This window comes from Streptomyces sannanensis (assembly GCF_039536205.1).
Classification (GTDB): domain Bacteria; phylum Actinomycetota; class Actinomycetes; order Streptomycetales; family Streptomycetaceae; genus Streptomyces; species Streptomyces sannanensis.
On the sequence record NZ_BAAAYL010000001.1, the window covers coordinates 6,316,320 to 6,342,923 of the forward strand.

Sequence of the window (26,604 nt, forward strand, 5' to 3'; positions counted from 1 at the left end):
CGAAGTGTCCGTCGATCCCGTCTCGCAGGATCGTCGCGTCGGAGCGTTCCGCCGCCTCGCGCCACGACCGTACGCCCGTGCCAGGGTGCTGCTGTTCCCGCACGGCGGCGGTAGCGCGAGCTACTACCGGTCGTGGGCGTCGGCGCCCTGGGACGTCGAGTTCCTCGCCGTCCAGTACCCGGGCTGGGAGGACCGCTACTCCGAATCCATGCCGTCGGACCTCCAGGAGCTGGCCGCCGCGGCGTCGGCCGACCTGTCGGCCGAGTGGCGGTCGCTGCCGACCGTCCTGTTCGGTCACAGCATGGGGGCCGTCACCGCCTACGAGGCCGCCCGCTGGCTGGAGGCGACGGGCCAACGGCCGGCCGCACTCATCGTGTCGAGGCACCCCGCCCCGGAGCTCACCCGGGCGGGCAAGGTCCACCTCGGCAGTGACGGGGAACTGGTCGAGGAACTGCGTCGCACCGAGGCGACGCACGTGGACATCCTCGACGACGCCTCGCTCGTCCAGGCGTTCCTGCCCGTCATCAGGAACGACTACCGGCTGGACGAGACGTACCGGTCCCTGCCCGGTCCACGGCTGCGGACCCCGGTCACCGTGCTGTACGGCGACCGGGATCCGGAGATCCTTCCGTGGGAAGCCGAGGGGTGGCGCGAGGCCACCGACGACTCGTGTGACGTGCGCACCTTCGAGGGCGGTCATTTCTACCTGGACGAACACCGCGATCCGGTCGTCGAATTCCTCACGGCGCACGCCCGCCGGGCGTCCGAGGAAGCGCCGGTCCCGTGGCTCTCCTCCCCGTGACGATCCGCCCGATTTCGCAGCTGAGACGAGGACAGTGATATCCGTGACCACGGAAACCCTGAACAACCACCGCATTGATTTCAAGATGAGTCCGCGAGACCTGATCAACATCGGAATCTTCGGCGCGATATACATCGTGACGATCGGAATCTTCAACGCGCTCGAATTCATCGGCCCGGCGATGACGCTGGTGTCGAGCTGGGCCAGCATCATCGCGGCGGGCGTGCCGTTCATGCTCTTCCTCACCCGGGTGAAGCATCCCGGCATGGTCACCGTGTTCGCCGTCATCGTGAACGGCTTCATGCTGCTCATCGGGAGCCCGCCGGTCACCCTCGTCATCGGGTTGGTGGCGGCGGCGGTCGCCGAGGCCGTGCTGTACGCGGGCCGGTACCGCTCGCGGAAGCTGAGCGTGATCGCCTACGCCGTGTTCAGTACCTGGTTCGCGGGGCTGTTCTTCCCGATGTACTACGCCCGTCAGGACTTCCTGACCAGCCCGTACATGAAGGGGATGGGCGACGACTACGTCCGGCAGCTCGACACCCTGCTGTCGCCGACCGTGCTGGCCGCCTTCGACGTGTCCACGCTGCTGTTCGGCCTGATCGGCGGCGCGCTGGGGCTTCGCCTGATGAACAAGCACTTCCGGAAGGCTGGACTGGTGTGAGCGGCACCCAGTGGCAGTTGAACCCGGCCGGACTGCGGCGACCCACCCCGGCGGCACCGGGCGGAAGCGCCGTACGCGGCGCGCTCGACCCCCGGACCGGGGTGGTGATCCTGCTGGCCGCGAGCATCGCCATCATGGGGCCTGGCGGAATACGGTACGTCCCGGCGGCCTTGGCCGCCGGCGTGCTGCTGGCGCTCTACGAGCGGGCCTGGCGGCGCGCGATCGGACTGCCGGCGGCGGCCGTCGCGGCCGCCGTGGTCGCCTACCTGCTGCCGCGGCTCGCCCCGTGGCCGGTGCTCGGCATCGTCGGGGTCACGGCCGAGTTCACCCTCCGGCTGGTCGCGGTGGGCGGTATCGCCGCTCACCTGGCGCAGACCGTCACCCCGACCCGGTTCACCGCCGCGCTGCGGTCGGCGCGGGTGCCCTCGGCGTTCACCGTGTCCGGTGCGGTGATGCTGCGGTTCGTGCCCACCATCCTGGCCGAGGCGAAGGCCGTGCGCGACGCCATGCGGCTGCGCGGGCTGGGCGGTCTGCCGGCGATGCTGCGACGGCCCGTCCGCAGCATCGAGTACTTCATCGTGCCGCTGATGGCATCGAGCCTGCGGTCGGCGGAGGACCTTTCGGCGTCCGCGCTGCTGCGCGGGCTGGGTTCGCAGCCGAGGCCGACGTCGATACACCCGCCGAAGTTCGGCCTCCCGGACGTGGTGGCCCTGCTCGGGGCGATGCTGCTCGCTGGCGCGACGGTGCTGACGGGGGGCTGGGGGTGATCCTGCTCAAGGACATCACGTGGGCGTACCAGGGCGGTGGCACCACCGTCCTCGATGGACTGAACCTGCACGTCCGGCAGGGCGAAACCGTAGTGCTGTGCGGGCCGAGCGGATCGGGCAAGAGCTCGGCGCTGCGGTTGATGAACGGTCTGATCCCGCACTTCCACGAGGGGACCCTCGAGGGGGAGGTCCGCGTGGCCGGGGAACCGATCACCGATCTCGCCCAGGTCGGACGGGTGACCGGGACGGTGCTGCAGCATCCGCGCCGCCAGTTCTTCACCGATGCCGTCGAGAGCGAGCTGGCCTTCGGCCTGGAGAACGTCGGCACGCCGCCACAGCGCATCCGCGACCGCGTCACCGAGGTCGTCGATGAGTTCGGGCTGCGCGAGCTCACCGGCCAGCTGCGCGAGCTGTCGGGCGGCCAGCAGCAGCGGGTGGCCTGCGCCGCAGCCGTCACGCACGGGCCGCCGCTGGTGCTGTTCGACGAGCCGACCTCGAACCTGTCGCCGCAGGCGATCCTGGAACTCACCGGGGTCCTGCGTCACCTCCAGGGCCTGGGCGCGACGATCGTCATCGCGGAGCACCGGCTGCACTACCTGCGTGAACTCGCCGACCGGATCGTGGTGATCCAGAACGGCCGGGTCGACAAGGAGTGGACCAGGGCCGAGTTCGGCGGGCTGACCGAGGAGGTGCTGCGCGCGGAGGGGCTGCGCGGCCTTGACGAACCCGAACGGCCCGCAGTGGCACCGGCGTTCGCCCACGGGCCGAGCATCGTGCCGGCCGAGACCTGGCCGCGGGCCACGGCGCTGGTGGGCGGGGCCAGGGGGAGGACGGCCGGCGTGAGCGCGGCCGGCCCGGCCGCGGCGAGCGCCGGAGTCGTGCTGCGCGGCCTCCGGTGCGCCTTCCGCGGCCGCCTCACCCTCGACATCGTGGAAGCCCATCTGCCCGCCGGCGCCATCACCGCCCTCACCGGCCCCAACGGCGTGGGCAAGAGCACCCTGGCCCGGATCCTGGCCGGCCTGCAGCGCCACTCCGGCCATGTGCTCCTGGAGGGCCGCCCGCTGTCCCGGTCGCAGCGGCAGCGCGAGACCGCGATCGTCATGCAGGACGTGCAGCGGCAACTGTTCACCGACAGCGTCGACGCGGAACTGCGCCTCGGCGCGAATCCGGACCACGCGGACCACGCCGCCACCGTGCTCGCCGATCTCGGTCTGAACGGACTCGGCGAACGGCACCCGCTGTCGCTCTCCGGCGGCCAGCAGCAGCGGCTGGTCGTCGCCACGGCCCGCCTGAGCGGCCGTCGGATCGTCATCTTCGACGAGCCCAGCTCCGGCGTCGACCGCCGCCACCTGCAGTCGATGACCCAGGCGATGCGCGACGTCGCCGCGGCCGGTGCGGTGGTCCTGCTCATCAGCCACGACGCCGACCTGCTCACCCTGGCCGCGGACCGCGAGCTGCGGCTGCGCCCGATCCGATGAGCGCCGGCTCCTGACCACGTCGGTCACTGAAAGTCGCCGACGCACTGGACCGCACTTGGAACGAGTTGCTCGCCCCGGACTGGCCGCAGCTGCGAGGTCTGCGAACGCGACATCGTGCACCGGGTAGGTGTGATCGGCGAGCGCGGCTGGAAAGAGGCGATCGAGGGCCTGCGAGGAGGGCTGCTCTGGCAGGGACAACGCCTGACGTTGCCGCTGCGCGCCACGCACGATGACGTGAGTCTCGCGGGGGAGGGGCTGCTGCTGGTGCCCTCGGTGCTGATCGGGCACGGCTTGGCGGCCTTCCACCAGGAGCCATGGCCGAAGGTGTACTTGCCGAAAACATCATCCGCCCTGGTCAGGCGGCATGTTGGTACTCGTGAAGGAGGCCGCCGAGCCGGTCGCGGCGTCGTATGTCGAGGCGGGTTATCTGCTGTGGATCGGTGATCGGTTGGGGGAGTGGGTGTAGCGGGCGGGCGTTCGCGATGCCCTGGTGTGGCCGGTGCGAGTTGTAGAACTGTTCGAACTCCTGCAGGATGTGGAGCAGATGCCGCTCATTCCAGATCAGGGTCTGGTCCAGCAGCTCGCGCCGGCAGGTCTGCACCCACCTCTCCATAATCGAGTTCATTCTCGGCATCCGGACGCCGCTGAGCACAACCTCGATGCCTGCATCGGCGAGGATCGCGTCGAACAGTTCGGGGAACTTCCCGTCCCGGTCCCGGATCATGTAGCGCGCTCGGAAGCCGGCGTCCTCGAGGTCCATGACGAGGTTCTTCGCCGCCTGCGCGACCCAGGACCCGGTCGGATGCGCGGTGGCGCCGAGGATCCGGATCCGGCGGTTCGCGTGCTCGATGACCGCGAACACGTACAGCCGTGCTCCGGACAGGGTGACCGTTTCGAAGAAGTCACAGCCGAGAAGTGCGTCCGCTTGGGAGCGCAGGAAGTCCGCCCAGGTGCTGGAGTTCCGTTCGGGTGCCGGTGGGATCCCGGCCTCCTTCAGGATCTCCCAGACCGTGGACGCGGCCACCTTCACCCCGAGGACGAGCAGCTCACCGTGCAGGCGCCGGTACCCCCACCCCGGATTCTCTGCGGCCAGGCGCAGGACAAGGGCGCGGATGGAGCGCACGGTGCGCGGTCGGCCTCCGCGCTTCGGCCGGGACCGGGCAGCGTGACGGCGGGCGACCAGGTCGCGGTGCCAGCGCAGCACGGTGTCCGGCCGCACCAGCAACCGCATCCGACGGAGCATCTGCGTCGGCAGACCTTGGAGCAGTGCCGCCAGGAATGCCCGGTCGCTTGCTTCGAACCGTACCCGCTGTCCGCTCAGCTGCCGTTCCAGCACCGCGATCTGATGGCGCAGGGCCAGGATCTCCACGTCCTTCTCGCGGTCGCTCATCGGCAGCAGTCGCAGCATCGCGAACGCGTTGGTCACACCCAGGTACGCCAGTCGTAGCAGCACGGCCGATCATCATGCCGGGCTGATCGCCAGTCCCGCCAGCGCGCCGGATCGACCGACCAAGGTCGACACCTGAGCACCCTCGCACAGTGCCTCTCACCAGGGAGGATGAGGTTATCGGCAAGGGCAAGGTTGACGTAGCCGGAGATCTCAGGAGGCGCCGGATGCTGCTCGACGAGAACTTCGCGCACATCCGTGTCTCCGTCGGCCGGAAGTCCGGTCGGCCGACGGCAGGACGAGTCACCTCCTCGGCGAGCTGCTGATCACGGAGGTCACGTCCGCGCACGACGAGCTGGCCCCGTCACCCCGACCTGTACGACGGTCGGCTGACCAGCAGGAGTCGGCGGAGCCACGGATGGTTGGGCGCGATCACCTTGATCGCGTCCGCCAGCCAGATGTGCGGCGGGCGACGCCAGGGCGCTGTGATCCGCGGATGACGACCGTGCGCCGTTCGTGTTTGACGTCAGAAGTAGGCTCCTGGCGGAGAACAAGGGGGGACGATGACTGACGACCGCAAGGCGACTGTACCCGTGTGGACGCTGGCGACTGCTGATGTCCGAGTGCCAGGGTTGACCGCGGGCGAGTCGATGACGGCTGAGCGTCTGGCTGAACTGCGCGGGGTGCTGGCCGTCCTGGCCGACGAGCCGATCGTCACACTTGAGGTACATCCGCTGCCCGACAAGATCGACCGCGGCCGTGGCATCCCGCTTGACGCCGCGAGTCCCCTGGCACAGCACCTGTCACAGTTCATCACGCAATCGGCGCGAAGTTCCCTCACGGTGGCCAGAGCGACCGCTTCCGGCGAGAGTCTGTATCGCATGGTGGTCCCGGCGAAGGTCGCCGCCCAGTTCGGGCAGGGCATCGTTCGCCCGATGGTGCCGAAGGGGGCGGCCAGCGGCATCTACGGTGAGCTCGTGAACTCGACGGGCAGGATCGCCGCCAAAGCGCGGTTCGTGCCGGTCGGAGGAGCGGCAGCGGCGGGCACGGTCGGCGGAGCCGGTGCGACCGCCGGTGCCGCGGCCGCCGGCGGCACAGCGCTCACCGTGGCCGCCCCACTCGTGCTCATGGCCGTGGCGGTGGGGGTGAGCGCGCACGCCGACCACAAGCGCCGGCAGGCCATCGAACACATCACGGAACTGCTGGAGCAACTTCAGGAGGATAAACTCGACGACGAGCTCAGCGAACTCGACGCCTGCCGTAACGCCATCGACAAAGCCACCGCCATTCTGCTCGACCACGGCAAGCTCGGTGTCTCGCTGGGACTCGACTCGGCGGTGCATGCCATCGACACGGCGCTGAGCAAAGCCGACCGCCGCCTTGCCCGCTGGCAGAGCGCACTCGACGGACTGCCCGAGGGCGAGGCCGTCGAACTCGGCACCTTGACCAAGTCGTTCCCCGGCGTCGACGACCAGGGCGGCACATTCCGCACCCACCTCGAACTCGCTTCCCTGGCCATCGCGCTGATGCGGCGGGTGGTCGTCCTCCAGGCAGTCGAGCACGCCCAGAGCGAGCCCGGCAATCCGTTCGAGAACTTCACCCGCGCTCTCAAGCGCGATCAGCAGCGCCTCGACGAACTGGAGTCGAGCATTGCCGGTGTGCTGGTACGCCTGTCGGCACTGGAGCTGGCACGTCCGAACGGCTTGCGACCCGTCTTCACGACCGGTGAAGTCGATCGCCTCATGAGCGCGGCACACCGGATTCACAGGCTGGGCGACGGCGTCACGGTCAACAGCCGCACGACAGATGTGGCGATTGAGATTGCCCGCGACAAGGACGGCTCGGTGGTCGTGTTCCCTGCGCTGCTCGCGTAGGCGCAGGCGCGCTCGCATTCACTTGGTGAGTCATGAGAGGTTGCCCGAAGCCTCGAACGCCATGATCTGGTGGCGCAGGGCGAGAATCTCCGCGTCCTTGTCACAACCGCTCATCGGTAGCAGCCGCAGCGCGGCGAACGCGTTGGTGATGGTCAGGTAGGCGAGACGAAGCAACACGAGTGCTCATCCTGCCGCAATACCCAACGAGCCCCTGAGCTGCATGGATGACATTCTCGGCAGGCGCACCGTTGCGAGCAGGCCGCTGGCCTGGGCTTTCAGGAACGCGGCCCACTCGCCTCGGGTCGACTGGTGTCGCGGTGCGGGTCCGAGGCCGGCCTGCCGCAGGACGCGGCGGATGGTGGCTGCGCTGACCTTGTGGCCGAGGCGGCGCATTTCGCCGTGGACGCGGCGGGCGCCCCAACGGGGGTTCTCGCCTCCGAGCCGGATGATCAGGTCGCGCACCTCGTCGGATATCGGTGGCCGTCCCGGCGATCGGGGCTGGGTCCACTTCTGCTTGACCAGGTGCTGGTGCCAGGCGAGCAGGGTGCGCGGGGAGACGATCCGGTGGTCGCGCAGGATCCGCGGCAGCAGCCGGGCCAGGGCTGCGAACAGGGCGCGGTCCGGCCAGGTCGGCTTCGGGGCGTCGACCTGCCGGCGCAGCACTGCGACCTCGTGCCGAAGGATCAGTATCTCGGCGTTCTTGGCGGCGGAGGATCGGCACAGCAGGGCAAGCCAGGTGAAGATCCGGGTGGCGAGTAGGTAGATCATCCATACGAGCACAAGTTCCGATGATGCCGGACGGTCGTCCGGTCAGGCGCATCGGACCAGGCCAGCAGGGATGAAGGGGTTTTGAAGCAGTACGGGCACCCACGAGTTCGTGAACTGGCTTGCTGCACGCGGTCGCTGGCTGTCGTACTCGGTCGGCATGACCATCACCGAGGCAATCCACCAGGCCGTGCTGCTTGATGAGGATCTCCGAAAATCCCCGGGGTCGCTCATGTTCCCCACTCGGTTCGGACTTGAACGGACTGGCTGAGGCGGCCGCCCCGCCCCTCAGCGACCGATGCCCATCTCCATGAGCAAGGACAGCACCTCGCCCGGACCCCCGTTGCCGGGCGAGGTGCGCCTGTCGATGCAACCGGTATGCGCCGCCGCCACTGCGGACCGCTGCCCGTGGAATTCGGCTCAGCTCAGCCGGGCCGTGGCGTACGCCTCGACGGCGTCGCGCTGATAGGCGGCCAGGCCCGGCGCGACCCTCTCGTAGGCCGCGTGCCACGCCTCGTTGTCCACGCAAGAGCGTCCGATCGCCCGGAACTCCTCGGCGGAGACGGCACGCACTTCGGTCAGTGCCCGGTACTGGGCGTCGACCTCGGCCTGCACAGGGTCCGCGTCGGCGGGCAGATCGGCGGCCATGAGCTCGGCCAGACGAATCATCTGCGCGGTCCGCGGCGGTGCCCCGCATCGATTTCGGCCTCGCTCATCGCCGAGACGCGCCGCCGGTTCTCCTCGGCCAGCTCGGGGAAATCGCGCAGACTCTCCTTTGACACGGCGGGCCGGACACCCTCAAACAGGTTTTCCGGCCGATTGATGCTGGTCATCGGCTTACCGTCCTTCCTGGACTGCTCCAGTTCGGCGATCGTGCGGGAGACGATCCGCACCAGGGCATCGAAGCGGTCCCGCTCGGCGAGCAGCCGGCCGCGGTGCCTGAGGACTTGGCCGGTTCCGGGACGGCGGTGGGTGACGAACACGAGCCCGGGGTGCGGCCCAGGAACAGGCAGGGCAAAAGCGCCCGCCACCGGCCCTGGCAGTCACCGCGGGCGCGAGCGCTTCCGGGGACGCCCGAGGCTCAGGGCGTCAGGTTCCCGAGACGGCCTCGTACACGGCGCGCTCGACGCGGGCCCAGGCATCGCCCCGCACCGTGATGTGCGTGGCGCCGGCCGAGGGCATTTGAGGAGCACGCGGTTCCGCTGTTCAGGACGGAAAAGGCTGTCTACGCTGTGGGCGTTCCGATCGGGGGCGCATGGGGTGCTGCCCTGGTCTGGCTTGGGACGAGGGGAGAAGCTGATCGTGCGTGCATCTCAGGTGATGGTGGGGGCTGCGGTGCTGGCGCTGACCTCGATGGGGCTGGCTGGTTCTGCGCAGGCCAGTTCTGCCGGTGCCATGACAGCCAGTGACTGTGATGGCCTCAGCGACAATGACTTTGTGGGGGATTCGACGCACCGGACGGAGGGGCGGCTGACGGCGACGGTGTACACGGCGAAAATCACTGATGCGTACGCGAAGGGGTCGATCAGCGGGGATGTGCAGCGGTACGACAAGGTGTGGATCGACCGGAGCCTGAACCTGTTCACGATGGGCAGCAAGCCGGGGCATCCGTCGACTTCGACGGTGCAGCAGAACGGCGGGTGGAAGCAGTGTGGCCCGTTCGAGGCGACGTGGTGGAATGCGTCGTGGAACTACCTGGAAACGCCGACTGTCCGCTTGCAGCGGGGTGGCAAGTCGTACGCGGTGCGGGCCTGTATGCGGGCGCACAACTCGTCCACGAGTTACTGCACGCAGTGGTTCGTTGACCACACGTGAGTAGGTGCGCCGGTTGGTTCGGCGCTGTGAGGTGCGCTGTGGCCCAGGTGACGTGAACTCACCTGGGCCACCGGCACGTTACTGACTTCGGCTTGTCAGGGTGACGTTGGGGTGTCGAGGGTCAGGCCGGTGCCGGCTATGAAGCCGTCGAGGGTCTCGGGCCGGTACTGCAGGCGTTTGAGCCGGTTGCGGACGAGGGCCTCGAGCCGGTCGAGGGCGACCACGGCGAGGTTGGCCAGGCTGCGCTTGACGTGTGCCCAGACCCACTCCACGGGGTTGAGGTCCGGCGAGTAGGCGGGCAGCAGGAACACCGTCAGCCAGGCACGTTCGGCGATCAAGTCGCGCATGGCGTGGGAGACGTGGGTGTTCAGACGGTCCCAGACCAGCACGATCGGCGCCTTGACCAGCTGGTGGACGCCGTCGATCAGCGCGATGAAGTCGCGCTCGCCCATGCTGCGGCGCTTGCCTCTGCCCGCGGGATGGGATCGCAGACGGTGGCACAGCCGGGTACGGGAGCCGGGCCGCATGGCGATCAGCCCGGCCACCGACAGACGTCCCGAGCGCCGGCCGCTGACCGTCACGACAGGGGTGCGGCCCCGTCGGCCCCAGGTGCGTCCTTTGGGCGGCCGGCGGGTGAAGCCTGCCTCGTCCTCGAAGCAGATGTAGCCCCCGCAGGCCGCCCGCGCTCTTTTACCTCCGCCCAGGTCGCCTCCTTCCACGCAGTGACGGCCTGCTCGTCGCGCTCAGCGACCTTCCGCGCGGGGACCTGCGGGCTGAAGCCGAGCCGGTGCATCAGCCTCGTGGCGCCCGAGACGCTGTAGGAGACGTGGAACTTCCGGCCGATCAGCGTGGCCACCCGCGCCGCGGTCCACACCTGGTCCTCCACCCAACCGTGTTCTGCTGGGCCCTGTTCCAGGTACACGGCCAGTTTCTCCAGGCAGCGCGGGGACAGACGGCATCGAGATCCGCTCGGGCCGCGGGAGGCCAGTGCCCCGGCCCCACCCTCCCGCCACAATTGGTGCCACTGGTAGGCCGACTTCGGGCTCTGCGGGTGCCGATAAATCATCCGGCCTGGTCATGCGGCATTTTGGTACTCGTGGAGGGTTCCGCCGAGTCGGTCTCGTCGGCGGACCTTCAGGTGTCTGATCTTCACGTGGCGACTGGCGGCGGACGCCGCGGTGACCTGCTGCTGGACCTCATCGTCGGCGCGGCCGACCAGTGTGAAGGCGAGCGCGGCTCCACCTTCGCCGCCCTGTACGCAACCGCCCGAGCCGCCGAGCGCACGTCCCCTGCGGGGGCCGAGCGAGCGACCGCGACCACCGACCGGCTGCTCCAGAAGATCTCCGCAGCACAGGGCCTCGGCCCGCAAGCCACGCCGCCGCGGGCGGCATCACCCAGGGGGACCACACCGTGACGACCGGCAGCAAGACGACGACCATCTTCCTCACCACCCTGTGCGGCCTGCTGCTGACCATCCTCGGACTGATGCAGGAGTGGCCTCGGTTCGCCTGGCCCGCACTGGCCGTATTCCTCGTCGGGGTTCCCGCGGTGGCCTTCAAAATCGCCGCGGTACGGCGTGGGCCATTGAAGGTCGACGTCGAGGAACAGCGCACCGATCCCCCCATCGAGCGCAGGGAACTGCACGTCAGGCACGTGGCGCTACCCAGCAACTGGGCCGACTACGACTTCTTGTTCTCGGCAACCGTGAGGTGGTACCCCCTCGAAGTATCCGGCAACGACCCCGTCCTCAATCCAGCAGGCCTCGCGGTCGAAGCTGTCCTGGACCGAGCCCGCCTGATCACCGAGCAGCGGGAGCCAGGCCGACCCTCCCTGGTCCAGCACGAACTGAGCGGTGCGCTCAGCAGAATGCGCCCGGACCCGACCGGGCACCTTCAAGCCATGGCGGAGGACATCACGCTCGTCCTGCGCGAACACGACCAGGAGCGGCTGAACCGACTCGCCGAAGTACGCAAGGACAAGGCGGTGTGGGAACACCAGCGAAAGTACGAGCAGAGCAAGCGCCAGTACCTGAGCGAAGACGTACTGAAGGACACTGGCAGCGCGGTCGTCTGGTGGCTCTCCAAGAACGACGACCATGTGGAGAAGACCGTGGCGGACCTCGGTCTGCTCGCCCAGCTCACGTCTGCCGCCAACGACACCGACGTACCCGAACGGCTGCGTGACCTCATGCCCCGGCCGCACGACGAACGGCCCGCTCCGGACACGCTGCAGGAGCCGGCTCCTCCCCTCGAGCCAGAGCCGATGCCCGCGGACCTCTTCGAGGCCTTTCTCGACAGCATGGGTTTCACGGACGGAGACGTCCGGCGGCCGATACTGGTCAAGCAAATCGCCGACGTCATCAGGACACAGGACCAGCACGAGACTGCTGAGGACCTACTGCGCAGGTTCGACCCGCCGGCAAGTTTCACGCCGGACGTCGGCGAGCCACCCACTTCCACACACGGTACGACCGATGAGACACCCGCAGCCTCACCATTTGAGAGGAAAACCGATGGACAGTGAACTGGCCACTCTCGCCGCATCAGGAGCCACCACCTTGGTCTCGCTCCTGGTCACCGACTCCTGGACGCACGCCCGTGAACTCGTCCGACGGTTCTTCTCGCGCATCGGTTCAGACGGCACCGCGATCGCCGACTTGGACACCGCCCGAACCCGGCTGCTCGCCGCCGAGACCGCAGGCAACGCGCAAACGACCCGCGAGATCAGGGATCAGTGGCACGCCTTCCTGCGACATCTGTTGCAGGAAGGCTCGGTGACTGGCGACGACCTGCGCGACTTGCTCACATCCTTGCAGGGGGTCGCGAACGCGGATACGCAACAGAGCGCCGTGCACAACACCATCAGCGGAGGAGCACAGTACGGCCCCGTCATCCAGTCCGGTCGGATCTCCCGCCTTACTTTCCATGTAGACCATCCCACCGCTCCGGCGTAGGACCGAGCCCAAGGCCCTCCGTGTTGAACTGGCACCGCTGGAGGATCGAACGGGCCGTGCCCTGGCCGGGCGGCTGCCGCTGCCTGCACCACCGCCTACGAACGCAAGGCCGAACACTTCCTGGCCTTCACCGCCGCCGCCTGCACCCTTATTCGCTACTGCAGTCTCACCGCGCGGCCCGTGGGTCTATCAGGATTCAGGTGTAATTCGTCTGTTCGGCCTACAGGTTTTTCGGTGGGCTGATCGGCTCACACTCGTCCGGCCGTAAGCCGGCCGTCGAAGAGGACGTCGAACTCGTTGAGGGCGGATTTCCAGCGGTTGCTCCAGCGCTGGCGGCCGTGGCCGGTGGGGTCCAGGGTGAGGGTGGCGAGGTAGAGGCGCTTGAGGGCGGCCTGCTCGTTGGGGAAGTGCCCGCAGGCTTGGGCCGCGCGCCGGTAGCGGGCGTTGAGGGACTCGATCGCATTGGTGGTGTAGACCACTTGTCGGATGGCGTCAGGCAGGCCGAGGAAGGGCACGAACTCGCTCCAGGCCCGCTCCCAGGTCCCGGCGATCGACGGATAGCGCTTGCCCCACTTCTCGTCGAACTCGGCCAGCCGGGCACGTGCTTCGTCCTCGTTCACGGCCGTGTAGACGGGCTTGAGGTCGCGGGCCAGGTCGGGCCAGTCCCGGCGGGACGCGTAGCGCAGGGATGCACGGATGAGGTGAACCACGCAGGTCTGCACCACGGTCTGGGGCCAGACGGTGTTGACCGCGTCGGGCAGGGCGGTCAGACCGTCGCAGACCAGCATCAGCACATCGCGGACGCCCCTGTTCTTGATCTCGGTCAGCACGGTCTGCCAGTACTTCGCGCCCTCCCCGCCGCCGCCGGCCCACAGGCCGAGAATCTCGCGGTAGCCGTCGCAGGTAACCGCGATGGCCACGTAGACCGGCCGGTTCGCCACATGCCCATCCCGGATCTTGACGTGAACGGCGTCGATGAAGACCACCGGATAGACCGGATCCAGCGGGCGGGTGCGCCATTCCGCCATCGACTCCAGGGCCTTGTCGGTGATCGTGGAGATGGTCTCCTTCGTCGTCGACATGCCGTACGTCTGGGCGAGGTGGGAGACGATCTCACCGGAGGTCAGGCCCTTCGCGGTCAGCGAGATCACCAGGTCGTCCAGCGCCCCGGTGCGGCGGGCGTACCTGGGCAGCACCCGGGGCTGGAAGGTGCCCAGCCGGTCGCGCGGGACCTGCACCGTGATGGCGCCGACCTCCGTTATCACCTTCTTGGTCCGATAGCCGTTGCGCATGTTCCCGCCCGAGCGCGATCCGCGCCCGCCGGCCCGGCCTGCCTCGGCGTCCAGGTGCAGGTCCATTTCGGCCTCCAGGGCAGCCTGCATCAGATGCTGAGCCAGTTCGGGCAACAGCCCGCCCTCGCCCATCAGCTGCAGCCCTTCGCCACCGCGGACTTTCTCCCTCGCGAGCATCGTCAGCTCGTCCAGCAGCGCCAGACTCAGCCCGTTCACCGAGGACCCGGCACCCGTCGTCGTTCTCACGTCGGCACCCTGGGCGCTCTCACCGGCCCCGGCAAGCGACACGCCGTTCGCGGTCTCGATCAGGTGATCAGTCGTCGTACTCATCAGGTGACTCCTTCGAGGAAGTTCACACCTGATTCCTTACACACCCCGGCCCGTGCCTCAATTGTTGGCGAGTTCGCGGAAGGTGTTGCGGATGGCAGTCAGTGGCTGCCGGTCGCGGGTGTAATAGAGCTTGTTGGTCAGCAGCACCGCCCACCGTCGCTGTCGTGGTGAGACCCACATTCCGGTGCCGGTGAAGCTGTAGTGGACACAGATGTCGTCGGCGGGGTCGCTGCCGGGAGCGGGGTGCCAGAACAGGCCGCGCGCGGGCTGCAAGGCGCCGGTTTTGATCGTGAGCGACTCGGCGGTCCAGGCCGGGCCGAAGCCGACCCGCCCTGGTGCGGTAGAACTGTCCAGCATGTAGCGCAGGAAGATGGCGAGGTCATCAAGGACGGTGCAGGCGCCGACCGGAGAGATGCTCGGCGCGGTAGCCGAGGATGAGTGCGGCTCGGTCGGGTCTGATGCAGGCTTGGGTGACAGGTTCGGTCATGCGGCCTGCCGACTCAAACGCCGCCAGTACCGGCCCGGCACCCTCGACGGCTTCATCACCGGAACCGGTCTGGCCCTCGATGTCCCAACGTCACCCTGACAAGCCGAAGTCAGTAACGAGGTCGGAGATCGTTTCGTTGCTCTTGTCGAGGGCCGCCTGAGCCGGCACGAGGTCCCACCGGTCGTCAGGGGCGGGTGGCGATGATGGCTTCGGTGCGGATGATCTCCTCGAAGCGGCCTTCGGGGTTGAAGGCGAGCAGGGCTTCGCGCAGGTCGCGTTCGAAGGCGTCTTTGTGGTCACCGAGCTGGGCGGGGCTGGAGTAGGAAAGGCTGAAGACGTAGCCGATCACGTCGTCGACGGTGCGGGTCAGGGGCCGGTCCCAGCGGGCGGTTTCGAGGTGGGAGAAGGGGGAGCGTTCCAGGACTTGCTGGTGGCGTTCCTTGGGGTGGGTGTAGGTGCCGGAGCCGGCGCGGCGTTCGGGGCCCAGGTAGCGGGTGCGGACTTCGCTGATTACGTCGAGCCAAGGGGCGGGCTCCAGGGCGCCGGGGGCTCCGCCGGAGGCGAGGACGACCGCGCCGCCGGGCTCGATGATGCGGTCGAGGTCGCGTAGGACCTGGTCGCGGTCCATCCAGTGGTAGGCGGCGCCCATGACGGTCAGCAGCACGGGGCCGATGTCCATGCCCGGAAGGGTAGTGGAGTCGCCGCGGAGCCAGTCGATGTTGGTGATGCCACGTTCGGCGGCGAGTTTGCGGCCCTCTTCGAGCATGCCGGGCTCGGGGTCGACGGCGATCACACGGCCGACCAGCGCGGCAAGTGGCAGGGCGAGGATGCCGGTGCCGGTGCCCAGGTCCAGGACGCGCTGGGTGCCGTCGAGATGGAACCGTTCGGCGAGCAGGGTGTACAGGGTCGGGTCGTAGCCGGGCCGGTGTTTGGCGTAGTAGGGCGCGGTGGAGGCGAAGAGTTCGGCGGGCGTGTAGGCGGTCACCCTTCCAGTCTTTCGCGCGTGCTGGTGGAGGCGTGTCGTTGTCAGGAACGAGGTTGGGCCTGGTTGAGGTGCTGCCACCACTCGCGCAGTGGCCAGGATTGGGTGCCTTCGTGGGCGATGGAGCCGTCCGGGTTGCGGTCCGGCTGGCCCAGCAGTTGACTCTGTCGGGGATCTTGGAGTTTCCCTGTGTAGCAGCCTGATCAGAAGGCATGCTCGGGTCGTTCCGATGACCGATGCAGCTGTCGAGGTGCCCGTTGTCTCTCCGCCCCGCTCCGGTGAGCGAGTCCCGTCTTTGACCGCGCAGATCGCACGGGCGAGCAATCCGGGCGGTACGACGGCGATGTGGGTGAGAGACCGGCTGGACGGGCTGTGGTGCGACGAGGACTTCGCCGACTGGTACCCACGCGACGGCAGGCCCGGCCTCTCGCCCGCCCAGCTGGCTACCGTCTGTGTGCTGCAGTTCCTGCTCAGCCTGTCGGACCGTCAGGCCGCCGAGGCGGTGCGCTGCCGCATCGACTTCAAATACGCGCTGGCCATGGAGCTGGACGATCCGGGCTTCCACCACAGTGTGCTGGCCGACTTCCGCGACCGTCTCACCGAGGGCGACCGCACTGACCGTCTTCTCGACCTCGCGGTGGCCCGACTCAAGGACGCCGGGCTGGTGCGCGAGCGCACCACGCAGCGCACCGACTCCACCCACGTGCTGGCCGCAGTGCGCGACCTGACCCGACTGGAGCTGGTCACCGAGGCGGTACGCGCCGCGCTGGAGGAGGTCGCCGGCACCGCCCCGCACCTGCTGGACGGCCTGGTCGACGAGGAGTGGGGACGCCGCTACGGCCGCCCGGTCCGTCTGGGCAAGAACCCCACGAGGCCCAAGACCAGGATCCTCGCCACCGGCAACGACGCCGTCCGGCTCCTGGAGCACCTCTACCGGCACGGGGCAGGCCGCGCGTTCGGCCCTCGCCTCCAGGCCCTGCAGCAGATCATGGTGCAGAACTACTACCGCGACGCCGCAGACCGCCTACGGTGGCGCACCGCTGACGACGGCGGCCTGCCGCCCTCCTCCTCGGCAGTCGTCTCCCCCTACGACACCACGGCGCGCTACGTCCGCCATGGGCACATCATCAGCTGGAAGGGGTACGCCGCGCATGTCACCGAGACGTGTGCCTCCGACAGCGTCAACGTGATCACGGACGTGGCTACAACCTCGGCCGCCACGAACGATGGCCAGGCCCTGCCCGGTATCCATACCCGCCTGGCACGTCGCGGGCTGCTGCCTGCCGAGCACCTGGTCGACGGCGGCTACACCTCGCTGGTCCACCTGGAACGAGCCGAGCGCGAACACCAGGTCACCGTCAGCGGGCCTCTACCGGGCAACCCCACCCGCCAGCACCGCAGGAACGAAGGCTTCGACCGGGACGACTTCCACATCGACTTCGATCGGCAGCAAGTCACCTGTCCCAGGGGCCAGGTCAGCAGGGGCTGGCACGGCCCCTACGCGACCTCCTCGCCCACCGCGGCACCCCTGATCGTGGCGCGGTTCACCAAGAGCCAGTGTCAGCCGTGTCCGGACCGCCCTCGATGCACCAGCTCCCGCGAGAACGCCCGGAACGTGGGTTTTCCTCCGCGAGAACTCCGTGACCTGCAAGCCCGTGTCCGCAGCGAGCAGCAGACGCCCGAGTGGAAGGCCCGCTAACCGGCGACTACTGGAAGCCCTTCTACTACCTGCTGGTCGAGGAGCTGAACGTCATCCTGGTCAACGCTCGTCAGGTGAAAAACCTGCCTGGCCGCAAGACCGACGTCTCCGACGCGGCCTGGCTGGCCCAACTCGGCTCCCGCGGCCTGGTGCGGGCCTCCTTCGTGCCTCCACAGCCGGTACGCGAGTTGAGGGATCTCACCCGGGCCCGCACCCAGCTCACCCGCGAACGTGCCCAGGTCGTGCAGCGCCTGGAGAAGCTGTTGGAAGACGCCGGCATCAAGCTCTCCGCCGTCGTCTCCGACCTGATGGGGGTCTCCGGTCGCGCCATGCTCCAGGCCCTGATCGACGGGCAGCGCGATCCGCAGGTTCTGGCCGACCTCGCCAAGCGCCGCATGCGGAGCAAGATTCCCGAGCTGAGTCAGGCGCTGACCGGCCGCTTCCGCGAACACCACGCCTTCCTGACCCGCCTCTATCTCGACCAGTACGACCAGCTGTCCGGTGCCGTCAACCAGCTGACGGCCCGCATCGAGGGGGCGATGACGCCTTTTCGCCCGGTGCTGGACCTGCTGGACACGATTCCCGGGGTGAACCGGGCGGTGGCGGAGGTGATCGTGGCCGAGACCGGGGGTGACATGGCCCGGTTCCCCTCGGCCAAGCACTTGGCCTCCTGGGCCGGGCTGTGTCCGGGGCACCACGAATCGGCAGGCCGGGTCCGCAGTACCCGGGTCCGGCCCGGCAACCCCTACCTCAAGGGAGCACTGGGGATGGCCGCGTTCGGAGCTGCACGGACCAAGAACTCCTTCCTGCAGGCACGCTACAAGCGGTTGACTGCCCGCCGGGGCCCGATCAAAGCACTGGTCGCCGTCGAGCACTCGATCATCACCGCGATCTGGCACATGCTCAACGACAACGTGCCCTACCACGAGCTCGGCGGCAGCTACTTCACCCAACGGGATCCCGAGCGGGCCGCACGCCGGGCCGTGTCCCGGCTGAACGAACTCGGCTACCGCGTCACCCTCGACCCGATGGACGTCGCTGAATGAACGAGCGTGTCCGAAGCCCGGCGAAGACAACTCCGACCGGGCCCATACCCCTGCCCGAGAGAGCACCCACCTGCAGTTATTTACGCGTCAGAGTCAAGCTGAGCACGGGCCCCGTCTTCTGCGGCTGATTGAGCCCCGAGCTGCCTTGCACGGCGACGCAGCTCGGGGGCTGGGCGGACGGGAGAGAGCCTCATCCCTCGTTACCAGGGGTGGGCCTGTGGCAGCACTGCTGATGCTTCGCCGTGCAATGACATTCAGCGCCAGCTGGTGTTGTTCCACGCACCTGGGTCGGTGACGGTCTGCTCCGCGCCGGCGCGCACGTACCAGGTGTAGCTGACCATGAGGGTGTAGTAGGCATTGCTACCGTCAATGTAAGTGACGTCCGGGGTTCCGTCGTTCGAGGAGCTGCCCTGGATGCGGACTCGCCAGACCGGGTCGCTGTCGGGCAGCTGACGGGCCCAGGCCGCGTTGCAGGCGGGGGAGTAGCGCAGTTCGGCGTAGCCTCCGCCGCCCGGGGCCGAGACGCTGGCGATCGTCCGCGCATCCGCCGCACAGCCCATGGTGGCGGGGTTTTTACCGGTGCACCCCGAGCTCTGGCATCCGGCAGCGGCAGCGGCGGGCGTGGCGGTGGCAAGCGGCACCCCCACCGCGAGAGCGGCGAAGGCACCGAGAGCGGCGACGGCCTTGCGGGCAGAGAAGGGGCGGCGTCGAGTGGGAACAGGCATGGCGTACTCCTGGTCGCGTGGTGGTTTGTGGACGGGCCGTATCGCCGACGGGTGGGGACGGTCCCGTCGTTTCGTGCTCCGGCACGTGACGGGACGGACCGAGCGGCTCCTCGGCGTTGATCAACCTAGGCGAGCCGGTAGGCCTGCGACCAGCAGGGAAGCTGTCCTGCAGTGGTCATGTCCCCTTCGGGACAGGACACGTCAGCGGCATGCGAAAGTAGGGGAGTTGATCAAGAGCAGGTTGTCGGGTGGCGCGGCGAGGGGTCGTACCGCCCAGGGGGAGGGGAACTCGGGTGCTGTCCGGCCTGGGACTCGACGAGACGTGCGGCGCCGTGTACCAGGCGGTGCTCTTCTCGCCGGGGGGTGCGACTCCTGACGGGATTGCCGCGGATCTGCGAGTGCCGGTGGCGGAAGTGCGCGACGGGCTCGCACGGTTGCGGGAGCTGGGACTTGTTCGCCCGATCTTCGAGGCGGCGGGCGCCTTCCGGGCCGTGAGCCCGGCCGTGGGGTTCGCGCCGCTGATCGCCCGGGCCGAGGCGGAGGCGTCCGCCCGCTCGCGCGCCGTGGCGGCGGCCCGTGCTCATGTGGAGGAGATGGCATCCCGTTTCGGAACGGCGCCGCACGACCGGGGCGGCGACTCTGCAGTGCTGCTGGGCGAGGCTGAGGCGTGGGAGGCCGTGCAGCAGGTGGCCGAGGACGTGAAGACCTGCGTGCGGGTGTTTGCCGCGGCCGGTCCGGCACCCGGCCTGTCCGCCGAAAACTATGATCCCGCGCACCGGCTGGCGGTGCGTGCGGTGGAGCGGGGTGCGGAGGTACGGCTCATTGTCCTGGACTCGGTCCGGTCGGCGCCTGACGTGCTGGAGGGCGTGCGCTGGATGAGCTCCAAGGGCGTGACCGTCCGGAGTGTGCCGGCGCTTCCCGCCTGGATGTTCTTAGTCGACGACTCCTACACGCTCATGGCCCTCGACCCGGCGGGCTACCGTGCTGGTGTCATCGCCTTCCGCGCCCCGGGGCCGATGGCCGCGGCACGGGACCTCTTCGACCGCCGCTGGGCCGCCGGGTGCTGCCTCGGTGAGGATCCCGAGCCGGCCGAAGAAAGGCCGACGGCTCAGCAGAACGAGGTCCTGCGGCTGCTCGCCGAAGGCGCGAAGGACGAGGCGGTCGCCCGGTGTATGGGCGTTTCCACACGGACTGTGCGGCGGCTCATCGCCGACATCGGCGAACGGCTTGGCGCCGAATCGCGGTTCCAGATCGCCGTCCGCGCCACGGAGCGCGGCTGGTTGCGCTGACCCGCCCGCGAGCACGCCCCCCGCTGTCCGCCAGCGGACGTGGCCGCCGGAGGACAGGCTTTGTGGTGGATCGGGCCGCCGACGGGCCCTTAAGTTGATCGCCGCGGGGCTGTCCGGCGTCGTGCCCGCCCCATCCGACGGGGTGTTCGCCCGACGTGTCATCGGGCTCCGCCAATCCCTCGATTCTTCGAAGGAGTACACCCGTGTCCGTCTCCTGTCCCCGTACCGGACGTGTCCGCAAGGCTGTCGCCACCATGGGCGCGCTCGGCGTACCGCTCGCCACTGCGACGCCCGCCGCCGCGGCGACCTGCTCCGGCACCGGATGCGCCGGTGCCGACGCGCAGGCCAGCGGCTGGGCCTCCGACGGCCAGACCATCGACGCCCGTGACATCAGGAGCAACGGCGGCCTGGACCTGGTGATCAAGCTGCGCTACTCACTCACCTGCAAGGCGCTCTGGACGCGTGCGGTCGCCGGCACCGGCCTCAACTACGACTTCGGCAACACTCACTACGCACAGATGCGGGGCTACGCAACGACCAGCAGCAGCCCCTACTACCGCTACAACACGGACATCGAGCCCGGCACCGCCACCTGGACCAAGACGATTCCCTCCTACTGGGGCGAGCCCTGCCTGGTGTGGCCGAACCCCACCTCGGAGCACGACGCGGCCCGCTGGAGCTGCACCCCCCGCCACTAGGCGGTCATGCGCACAACGGCGCCCGCAAAGGCGCCTTTCGCCTTCGCCGAACCCCCAGACGACAGGACTCCGTAGGTGAAATCCAGACGCATCCCCTTCCGGATGGCGCTGATGGCCGTGACGGCTGGCGCCGTGCTGGCGCCGCTCGTCCCTGCGGTCGCCGCACAGCCCGGCCCCGCCACACCGGCCGCCACGCGGCCGGCCCCGCCGACCAGCGCGGCAGCCCGGCCGACCGGTGCCCCGTTCGTGGCGCCCGCCGACCGGACCAAGGTGATCGGGCCGAAGTGGCGCTCGTCGGCCGACCGCCTGTGGGCCACCTCCAATGACGCCGACGGCTTCCACGTCCTAGCGGCCGAGGCGAAGACGGGCTACGCGTGGCGTACCGTCGCCACGCTCTCCGAGCCCGGCTTCGACACCGACATGTGGATCGGCAACGCATGCGTGACCGGTTCCGGCCGCCGAGCGCTGGTCGTGTACGCCCCGCGTACCTTCACCAACAAGGAGGACCTGGCCTCGAGGGGCGGCTTCACGGCGACCGTGGACCTGGTGACCGGACGGGTCACCAAGCTTCCCGTACAGACGTCCCTTGCGTACTACAACCCAGGCTGCGGCCCAGGGGAGACCGCCGTGGTCACCCAGGAGGGCGGCGCGTCCAAGGCAGCCACCCGGCTCCTGCCTGTCGACACGGCCGCCGGGCGGCTCGGCAGGCCGGTGCAGTTGCCCGGCCAGGTGACCTCAGCCGTCCCGGCCGAGGGCGGCGGCTGGATCGCCGCCGACTCCCGGCGCCTGGTCCGCATCAGCCCGAAGGGCAAGCGCACCGTGTTGGCCCGCACAAACTCGGTTCCGTTCCAGCTCACCACGGACGCCGACGGCGGCGTGGTGTTCATGGACCGCGACGCCAAGGGCATCACCACGGTGAAGCGCGCCACCCCGGCCGGGCCGGACACCAAGGTCGCCACACTGGCCCGTGGGCACACCGGACGGGTGGGACTGTCGCGTTCGGCCGACGGCAAGGTCTTTGTCACCGGCACTCCAGACACCGTGGCCCCACGGCTGCCCGCGACCGTGACACACGTCCGCGGCATCGCGAAGGACGCCCTCATCTCCTCGACCGGAGCGGCCACCGTCAACAAGGTCTCCTACCCCGACCAGCCGGACCCGCGCGTTCCGGTCGTCGATCCCGAGGCAGCCCAGCGCGTCGGCCTGACCGTCCGGATGACCGCCACGGGCAAGGTCGCGGAGTTCGGGCTGACACCCGGTGACGGCCCCGACAGCGCTCGCGCCAGGGCCCCGCACCCAACCCTCGCGAGCCCGGCGCCCGAGCGCGCCGGCCGGACGAGCCGTACTGCGTTGACCGCTTCCGCGTCCGCGACCGACCCCGTGGACGCCGACCGCTCCTGCTCAGTACCGCGCAACGACCCCCGAAACCAGGCCATGCAGCCCACACCCCGCCAGGTGGAATGGGCGGTCGACCAGGCCGTACGAAACGCGCTGACAACCACCCGCCCGGCCGACTGGAAGGGCCTGGGCATGCCCGAGTACACCATCCAGGGTTCCGGCGGGATGTCCCCCCTCAAGCCGTTGGACGGCGGCGGCTACGTGCCCGCACAGATCATGCTCGGCATTACCGCCCAGGAGTCCAACATGTGGCAGGCGGCCCGCACCGCCATGCCCGGTGTCGCCGGCAACCCGCTGATCGGCAACTTCTACGGCCGCAGTATCTACGACGACAACGAGTCCAACGACTGGGAGATCAACTGGGCCAAAGCTGACTGTGGTTACGGTGTCACGCAGGTAACCGACGGCATGAGACTGGCAGGCCGGGAACGTCCGGGCGAGACGGCGATGCCGTACCAGAAGCAGCGCGCCGTAGCGCTCGACTACGCTGCCAACGTCGCTGAGGGCCTGAACATCCTCGTCGGCAAGTGGAACCAGACCAGGGCCGCCGGACTGACAGTCAACGACGGCAACCCCAAGTACATCGAGAACTGGTTCTTCGCGGTCTGGGCGTACAACTCGGGCTTCTACCCGGACAAGGGCGACGGCTCGCCGTGGGGCGTGGGCTGGCTCAACAACCCGGTGAACCCCCGCTATCCGGCGGACCGGTACGCCTTCCTCGACAAGACATACGAGGACGCTCGTACCCCGCAGAAGTGGCCGTACCCGGAGAAGATCATGGGATGGGCGGGTCACCCGCCGAACCTCTTCGAGGCCCCGAGCAAGCCGGTCCCCGGCTACCGGGCCGCGTGGTGGCCGGGAACGTCGACCACGGCACCGATACACCGTTCGCTGGTGAAGCCCCCGACGGAGCTGTTCTGCGACGAGTCCAACGACTGCGAGCCGGGCGCCACGTACAAGCCCAGCGCCGAGGGCCTGGGCAGCGAGCCCGCGGGACCCTGCGCGCACACGGACCCGTCGAGCGGCCTGTACGACCTGAAGTGCTGGTACCACCAGCCCGTGACCTGGAAGAGCGACTGCGCCTCCGCCTGCGGACGCGAACTGCTGCGCTTCGACCCCGGGTATGCCCAGCAGCCCGACGGGGTCTCGTTCCCGCCCAATTGCTCCCCCAACGGCCTGCCCATGGGGAAGACGTACGTCATCGACGACGTGCCCGACCCCGTCCCCGTGCGCGGGCCGTGTGACGCGATCGAGAACTCCGGCACCTTCCAGTTCAGTTTCCCGTCCTACACGCACACGCTGCCCAACGGCGGACCCACCGTCACCGACCACCCGGCCAAGGTGGACCTGCACCAACTGTCGGGCGGCTTCGAGAGCCACTTCTACTTCGGGCACAGCCGCAAGCCGGGTGCCGAAGACGGCAAGCTGAAGATCACCGGCACGTGGACGCTGGACCGGTCCCTGGACCAGTGGGCCCGGGTACTGGTCCACCTGCCCGACCACGGTGCGCACACTCAGCAGGCGAAGTACACCGTGAACCTGGGCAACGGGACCACCAAGCAGCGAGTGCTGCAACAGCGCGTACTGGCCAACCAGTGGGTTCCGCTCGGGGTGTTCCGCTTCGCGGGCGTCCCGTCAGTCTCCCTGTCGACCGACACCGCCGACGGCGTCGGCGAGGACGACGTGGCATGGGACGCCATCGCGATCCAGCCGCTCGACCGCAAGCCCAAGCACTTCGTCGTCGCGCTCGGCGACTCGTACTCCTCCGGCGAGGGGGCGAGCGAGCTGGGAGGCGTCGATCAGCAGGAGTACTACCGGGAGTCCAACTCCATGGGCCACGATCCGCAGGGGCAGAACGCCTGCCACCGGTCGCCGCACGCCTGGTCCCGCAAGGCCGTCCTGTCCGACTGGCCCAGCATGAACATCGGCGGTCGCGCCGACGGGCTCGACAGCGAACTGGACTACCACCTGATCGCCTGCTCGGGCGCGCAGACGTACAACATCATGCCGGGCGGCCTGTTCAACACCGAGGGCCAGGAAGGACGCGGCCAGTTCCACGAGCTCTCGCAGATCGACAAGGGCTTCCTCGACGAGAACACCACGCTCGTCACCCTCTCCATCGGCGGCAACGACACCGGCTTCGGCCCCATCATCACCGAGTGCGCCATGACGCTGAACTGTCCCGAGGAGGACATCGACGGCTCCGTTCCCCAGCCACGGGACGAGATCATCTCCCTGCGGGAGTGGGTGCCCCGGCGCATCACGCAGTACGTCCGCCCGTCCATCGCGCGAAACCTCCAGGAGATCGAGAAAAGGGCCCCGCACGCGAAGATCGTCCTCATGGGCTATCCCGAACTGATGGAGAGCAGCGAATGCCTGGGCATCGCCTCCCCCGCATTCGGCGAGGAGGAGATCGCCTGGTTGAGGGAGGTCGCCGGAACGCTCGCCGAGGGGATGGCCGGTGCCGTCGCCGACTCGGGGCTGGGTGACAAGGTCGTCTTCGCCGACCCGCGGCCCGCGTTCAAGGGCCGGGGAATCTGCGGCACCGACGCGGCGATCCACGGGCCGGTCTTCAACCTGACGGACGGTGAGGACCCCCTCTACAACCGCGCACCGGACGTGAACGTCTGGGGCCTGCCCATCTCCATGCAGTCCTTCCACCCGAACAAGGCCGGCACCACGCTGTACGCGGAAACTCTCAACACCACACTGCGGCGCCTGGGCCTGTAGCCGCACGATTGCTACCGCGACCGACGCGGGGCCGTCCCCGAGCGAGGACAGCCCCGCGTCGGTCGCTTTGCGTTCCGGGGCTGTGAGGTGGTCTATGCCGTCGACCTCCGCGGAGCCGGCCGTTGCGCCCTTCTCCCGGTGGATGCCTGCCATAGCGGCCTTACCTGTCTGCGGGTGCCGATAAATCATCCGGCCTGGTCATGCGGCATGTTGGTACTCGTGGAGGGTTCCGCCGAGTCGGTCTCGTCGGCGGACCTCCAGGTGTCTGATCTTCCCTGGTTCGTTGATCGGGTGGGGGAGTGGTCGGAGCGGTGCGGCTTGGCCGAGGGCCCGGTGTGGTCGATGCCTGTTGTAGAAGGTTTCGAACTCGCGGAGTGCGTGGAGGAGGTGGCTCTGGTTCCAGATCATGGCGCGGTCCAGGAGTTCGTGCCGGCAGGTCTGTATCCAGCGCTCCATGAGGGAGTTCATTCGCGGGATCTGGATGCCGGTGGTGACGACCTTCAGCCCGGCGTCGGTCATGAGGGCGTCGAAGGCGGCCGTGAACTTCGAGTCGCGGTCACGGATCAAGAACCTGGCCCTGCTGCCCGCCTCTTCCAGGTCCATCAGGAGATTGCGCCCGAGCTGTACGATCCAGTCCGCGGTCGGGTGCGCAGTGGCGCCGAGAGTCCGGATGCGCCTCGTGGAGTGGTCGATGGCTGCGAAGACGTACAGCCGCGCTCCGGTCAGGGTGCGGACCTCGAATAGATCGCAGGCGAGTAGCGCCTCAGCTTGGCTGCGTAGGAAGTCGGCCCAAGTGGTGCTGTGCCGTTCGGGAGCGGGTGGGATGCCGTGTTTCTTGAGGATTTCCCAGACGGTGGAGGCGGCGATCTTGATGCTGAGGGCTGCGAGTTCGCCGTGGATTCGGCGGTAGCCCCATGAGGGATTCTCGCGGGCCAGGCGGAGGACCAGTGCGCGGATCGAGCGGACTGTGGGTGGACGGCGGGGGAGCGGAGTCGGTGCACAGCCTCGCGTAGGCGGTGGACGTGGTCGCGTGGTGGTCGCAGCCACGCCGTATGGTCCGTTTCGTGGCTGGCCTTCTCGGCTCCGGTGAGGGTGTGGTCGATGGTGTCGACGGCCTCGCGGGCTGCCTGCTGGGTGAGGTGGCTGTAGATGTTGGCGGTCGTCGACAGGGTGGAGTGCCGCAGCGTCTTGGAGACCACCGTCAGGGGCACGCCAGCAGTGATGGTGATGGTGGCGGCCAGGTGGCGCAGGTCATGGACCGTGATCCTGGGGACGCCGGCTTCGGCGGAGAGCCGGTGCAGTCGGTACAGAACCGGATGAGGTCCGAGCGGTCGGCCGTCGGCTCGGCAGAAGACGAGTCCGGCGAACGGATCGTCAGGATCACCGCGGGTTCGGGGCAGAGGCGGGGGTCAAAGGTAACCGGTTG

General features: G+C 68.7%; 20 protein-coding genes and 5 pseudogenes. 14 read left to right on the forward strand and 11 right to left on the reverse strand.

Annotated elements, in window-relative coordinates; translation table 11 throughout:
• Nucleotides 1-4: 4 nt before the first annotated feature.
• Genes ABD858_RS29460 through ABD858_RS29475 form a run of 4 tightly spaced genes read left to right on the forward strand, consistent with a single transcriptional unit; the run spans nucleotide 5 to nucleotide 3,708 of the window.
• A complete protein-coding gene (locus ABD858_RS29460; protein WP_345043166.1) occupies nucleotides 5-802 on the forward strand; it encodes a thioesterase II family protein in 798 nt (265 codons plus the stop codon).
• A 43-nt stretch (nucleotides 803-845) separates the two neighbouring features.
• The gene (locus tag ABD858_RS29465) at nucleotides 846-1,463 is read left to right on the forward strand and encodes an MptD family putative ECF transporter S component (RefSeq protein ID WP_345043169.1); all 618 of its coding nucleotides are present in this window, start codon (nucleotides 846-848) and stop codon (nucleotides 1,461-1,463) included.
• Entirely contained in the window at nucleotides 1,460-2,230 is a 771-nt protein-coding gene (locus ABD858_RS29470) for an energy-coupling factor transporter transmembrane component T family protein (protein ID WP_345043171.1), read from the forward strand. The genes ABD858_RS29465 and ABD858_RS29470 overlap by 4 nt, the downstream gene beginning before the upstream one ends.
• Nucleotides 2,227-3,708 (forward strand): ABC transporter ATP-binding protein, encoded by a 1,482-nt coding sequence (locus ABD858_RS29475; RefSeq protein ID WP_345043173.1) that lies wholly within the window; start codon nucleotides 2,227-2,229, stop codon nucleotides 3,706-3,708. Before ABD858_RS29470 ends, ABD858_RS29475 begins: the two co-directional genes overlap by 4 nt.
• A 355-nt stretch (nucleotides 3,709-4,063) precedes the next feature.
• Here ABD858_RS29475 and ABD858_RS29480 read toward each other — a convergent pair whose 3' ends face one another.
• Entirely contained in the window at nucleotides 4,064-5,161 is a 1,098-nt protein-coding gene (locus ABD858_RS29480; protein ID WP_345043176.1) for an integrase core domain-containing protein, read from the reverse strand.
• Nucleotides 5,162-5,658: 497 nt separating this feature from the next.
• On the opposite strand from ABD858_RS29480, the gene ABD858_RS29485 reads away from it, so the two are divergent.
• On the forward strand, nucleotides 5,659-6,969 hold the full coding sequence (locus tag ABD858_RS29485; protein WP_345043178.1) for a hypothetical protein: 1,311 nt from the start codon (nucleotides 5,659-5,661) through the stop codon (nucleotides 6,967-6,969).
• A 30-nt stretch (nucleotides 6,970-6,999) separates the two neighbouring features.
• On the opposite strand, the gene ABD858_RS29490 is transcribed toward ABD858_RS29485, so the two are convergent.
• The 3 genes and pseudogenes from ABD858_RS29490 to ABD858_RS29500 form a co-directional block, all read right to left on the reverse strand.
• Complete coding sequence (locus ABD858_RS29490) at nucleotides 7,000-7,146, reverse strand: hypothetical protein (protein WP_345043181.1); 147 nt, start codon at nucleotides 7,144-7,146, stop codon at nucleotides 7,000-7,002.
• Between the two features lie 6 nt (nucleotides 7,147-7,152).
• Entirely contained in the window at nucleotides 7,153-7,737 is a 585-nt protein-coding gene (locus ABD858_RS29495; protein WP_345043183.1) for a helix-turn-helix domain-containing protein, read from the reverse strand.
• 417 nt (nucleotides 7,738-8,154) lie between these two features.
• Nucleotides 8,155-8,672: pseudogene (locus ABD858_RS29500) on the reverse strand (TipAS antibiotic-recognition domain-containing protein); the annotation flags it as partial.
• Nucleotides 8,673-9,036: 364 nt separating this feature from the next.
• On the opposite strand from ABD858_RS29500, the gene ABD858_RS29505 reads away from it, so the two are divergent.
• Entirely contained in the window at nucleotides 9,037-9,549 is a 513-nt protein-coding gene (locus tag ABD858_RS29505) for a hypothetical protein (protein WP_345043185.1), read from the forward strand.
• A 95-nt stretch (nucleotides 9,550-9,644) separates the two neighbouring features.
• Here ABD858_RS29505 and ABD858_RS36940 read toward each other — a convergent pair.
• Nucleotides 9,645-10,597, reverse strand: a pseudogene (locus tag ABD858_RS36940) (IS630 family transposase); the annotation flags it as partial.
• A 90-nt stretch (nucleotides 10,598-10,687) separates the two neighbouring features.
• Between ABD858_RS36940 and ABD858_RS29520 the strand changes: the two are divergent.
• Genes ABD858_RS29520 through ABD858_RS29530 form a run of 3 tightly spaced genes read left to right on the forward strand, consistent with a single transcriptional unit; the run spans nucleotide 10,688 to nucleotide 12,502 of the window.
• Nucleotides 10,688-10,963 (forward strand): hypothetical protein, encoded by a 276-nt coding sequence (locus ABD858_RS29520; protein ID WP_345043190.1) that lies wholly within the window; start codon nucleotides 10,688-10,690, stop codon nucleotides 10,961-10,963.
• Nucleotides 10,960-12,072, forward strand: coding sequence for a hypothetical protein (locus ABD858_RS29525; protein ID WP_345043192.1), 1,113 nt, complete (start codon nucleotides 10,960-10,962; stop codon nucleotides 12,070-12,072). The genes ABD858_RS29520 and ABD858_RS29525 overlap by 4 nt, the downstream gene beginning before the upstream one ends.
• The gene (locus ABD858_RS29530) at nucleotides 12,062-12,502 is read left to right on the forward strand and encodes a hypothetical protein (RefSeq protein WP_345043195.1); all 441 of its coding nucleotides are present in this window, start codon (nucleotides 12,062-12,064) and stop codon (nucleotides 12,500-12,502) included. Before ABD858_RS29525 ends, ABD858_RS29530 begins: the two co-directional genes overlap by 11 nt.
• Nucleotides 12,503-12,750: 248 nt before the next feature.
• Here ABD858_RS29530 and ABD858_RS29535 read toward each other — a convergent pair whose 3' ends face one another.
• The 3 genes and pseudogenes from ABD858_RS29535 to ABD858_RS29545 all read right to left on the reverse strand — a co-directional run bounded on the left by ABD858_RS29535 (nucleotide 12,751) and on the right by ABD858_RS29545 (nucleotide 15,596).
• Nucleotides 12,751-13,971 (reverse strand): IS256 family transposase, encoded by a 1,221-nt coding sequence (locus tag ABD858_RS29535; RefSeq protein ID WP_345044994.1) that lies wholly within the window; start codon nucleotides 13,969-13,971, stop codon nucleotides 12,751-12,753.
• 210 nt (nucleotides 13,972-14,181) lie between these two features.
• Nucleotides 14,182-14,526: pseudogene (locus ABD858_RS29540) on the reverse strand (serine hydrolase domain-containing protein); the annotation flags it as partial.
• 269 nt (nucleotides 14,527-14,795) lie between these two features.
• A complete protein-coding gene (locus ABD858_RS29545) occupies nucleotides 14,796-15,596 on the reverse strand; it encodes a class I SAM-dependent methyltransferase (RefSeq protein WP_345043197.1) in 801 nt (266 codons plus the stop codon).
• A 226-nt stretch (nucleotides 15,597-15,822) separates the two neighbouring features.
• Here ABD858_RS29545 and ABD858_RS29550 point away from each other — a divergent pair, with 226 nt between their 5' ends.
• A complete protein-coding gene (locus ABD858_RS29550; protein ID WP_345043199.1) occupies nucleotides 15,823-17,292 on the forward strand; it encodes a transposase in 1,470 nt (489 codons plus the stop codon).
• Nucleotides 17,292-18,338, forward strand: a pseudogene (locus ABD858_RS29555) (IS110 family RNA-guided transposase); the annotation flags it as partial. The gene ABD858_RS29550 and the pseudogene ABD858_RS29555, both read left to right, overlap by 1 nt.
• Before the next feature lie 254 nt (nucleotides 18,339-18,592).
• Here the strand turns inward: ABD858_RS29555 and ABD858_RS29560 are convergent.
• Nucleotides 18,593-19,063 (reverse strand): DUF2690 domain-containing protein, encoded by a 471-nt coding sequence (locus tag ABD858_RS29560; RefSeq protein WP_345043201.1) that lies wholly within the window; start codon nucleotides 19,061-19,063, stop codon nucleotides 18,593-18,595.
• 293 nt (nucleotides 19,064-19,356) lie between these two features.
• Between ABD858_RS29560 and ABD858_RS29565 the strand changes: the two genes are divergently transcribed.
• The 3 genes from ABD858_RS29565 to ABD858_RS29575 all read left to right on the forward strand — a co-directional run bounded on the left by ABD858_RS29565 (nucleotide 19,357) and on the right by ABD858_RS29575 (nucleotide 25,178).
• Nucleotides 19,357-20,352, forward strand: coding sequence for a helix-turn-helix transcriptional regulator (locus ABD858_RS29565; protein ID WP_345043203.1), 996 nt, complete (start codon nucleotides 19,357-19,359; stop codon nucleotides 20,350-20,352).
• A 203-nt stretch (nucleotides 20,353-20,555) separates the two neighbouring features.
• Nucleotides 20,556-21,050 (forward strand): DUF2690 domain-containing protein, encoded by a 495-nt coding sequence (locus ABD858_RS29570; protein WP_345043205.1) that lies wholly within the window; start codon nucleotides 20,556-20,558, stop codon nucleotides 21,048-21,050.
• A 75-nt stretch (nucleotides 21,051-21,125) separates the two neighbouring features.
• Complete coding sequence (locus tag ABD858_RS29575; protein ID WP_345043208.1) at nucleotides 21,126-25,178, forward strand: GDSL-type esterase/lipase family protein; 4,053 nt, start codon at nucleotides 21,126-21,128, stop codon at nucleotides 25,176-25,178.
• Between the two features lie 198 nt (nucleotides 25,179-25,376).
• Here the strand turns inward: ABD858_RS29575 and ABD858_RS29580 are convergent, their stop codons facing one another.
• Together ABD858_RS29580 and ABD858_RS29585 are read right to left on the reverse strand one after the other, a co-directional pair.
• A complete protein-coding gene (locus tag ABD858_RS29580) occupies nucleotides 25,377-26,225 on the reverse strand; it encodes an integrase core domain-containing protein (RefSeq protein ID WP_345043210.1) in 849 nt (282 codons plus the stop codon).
• A gap of 95 nt (nucleotides 26,226-26,320) precedes the next feature.
• Nucleotides 26,321-26,578 (reverse strand): annotated as a pseudogene (locus ABD858_RS29585) (tyrosine-type recombinase/integrase); the annotation flags it as partial.
• Nucleotides 26,579-26,604: the final 26 nt, after the last annotated feature.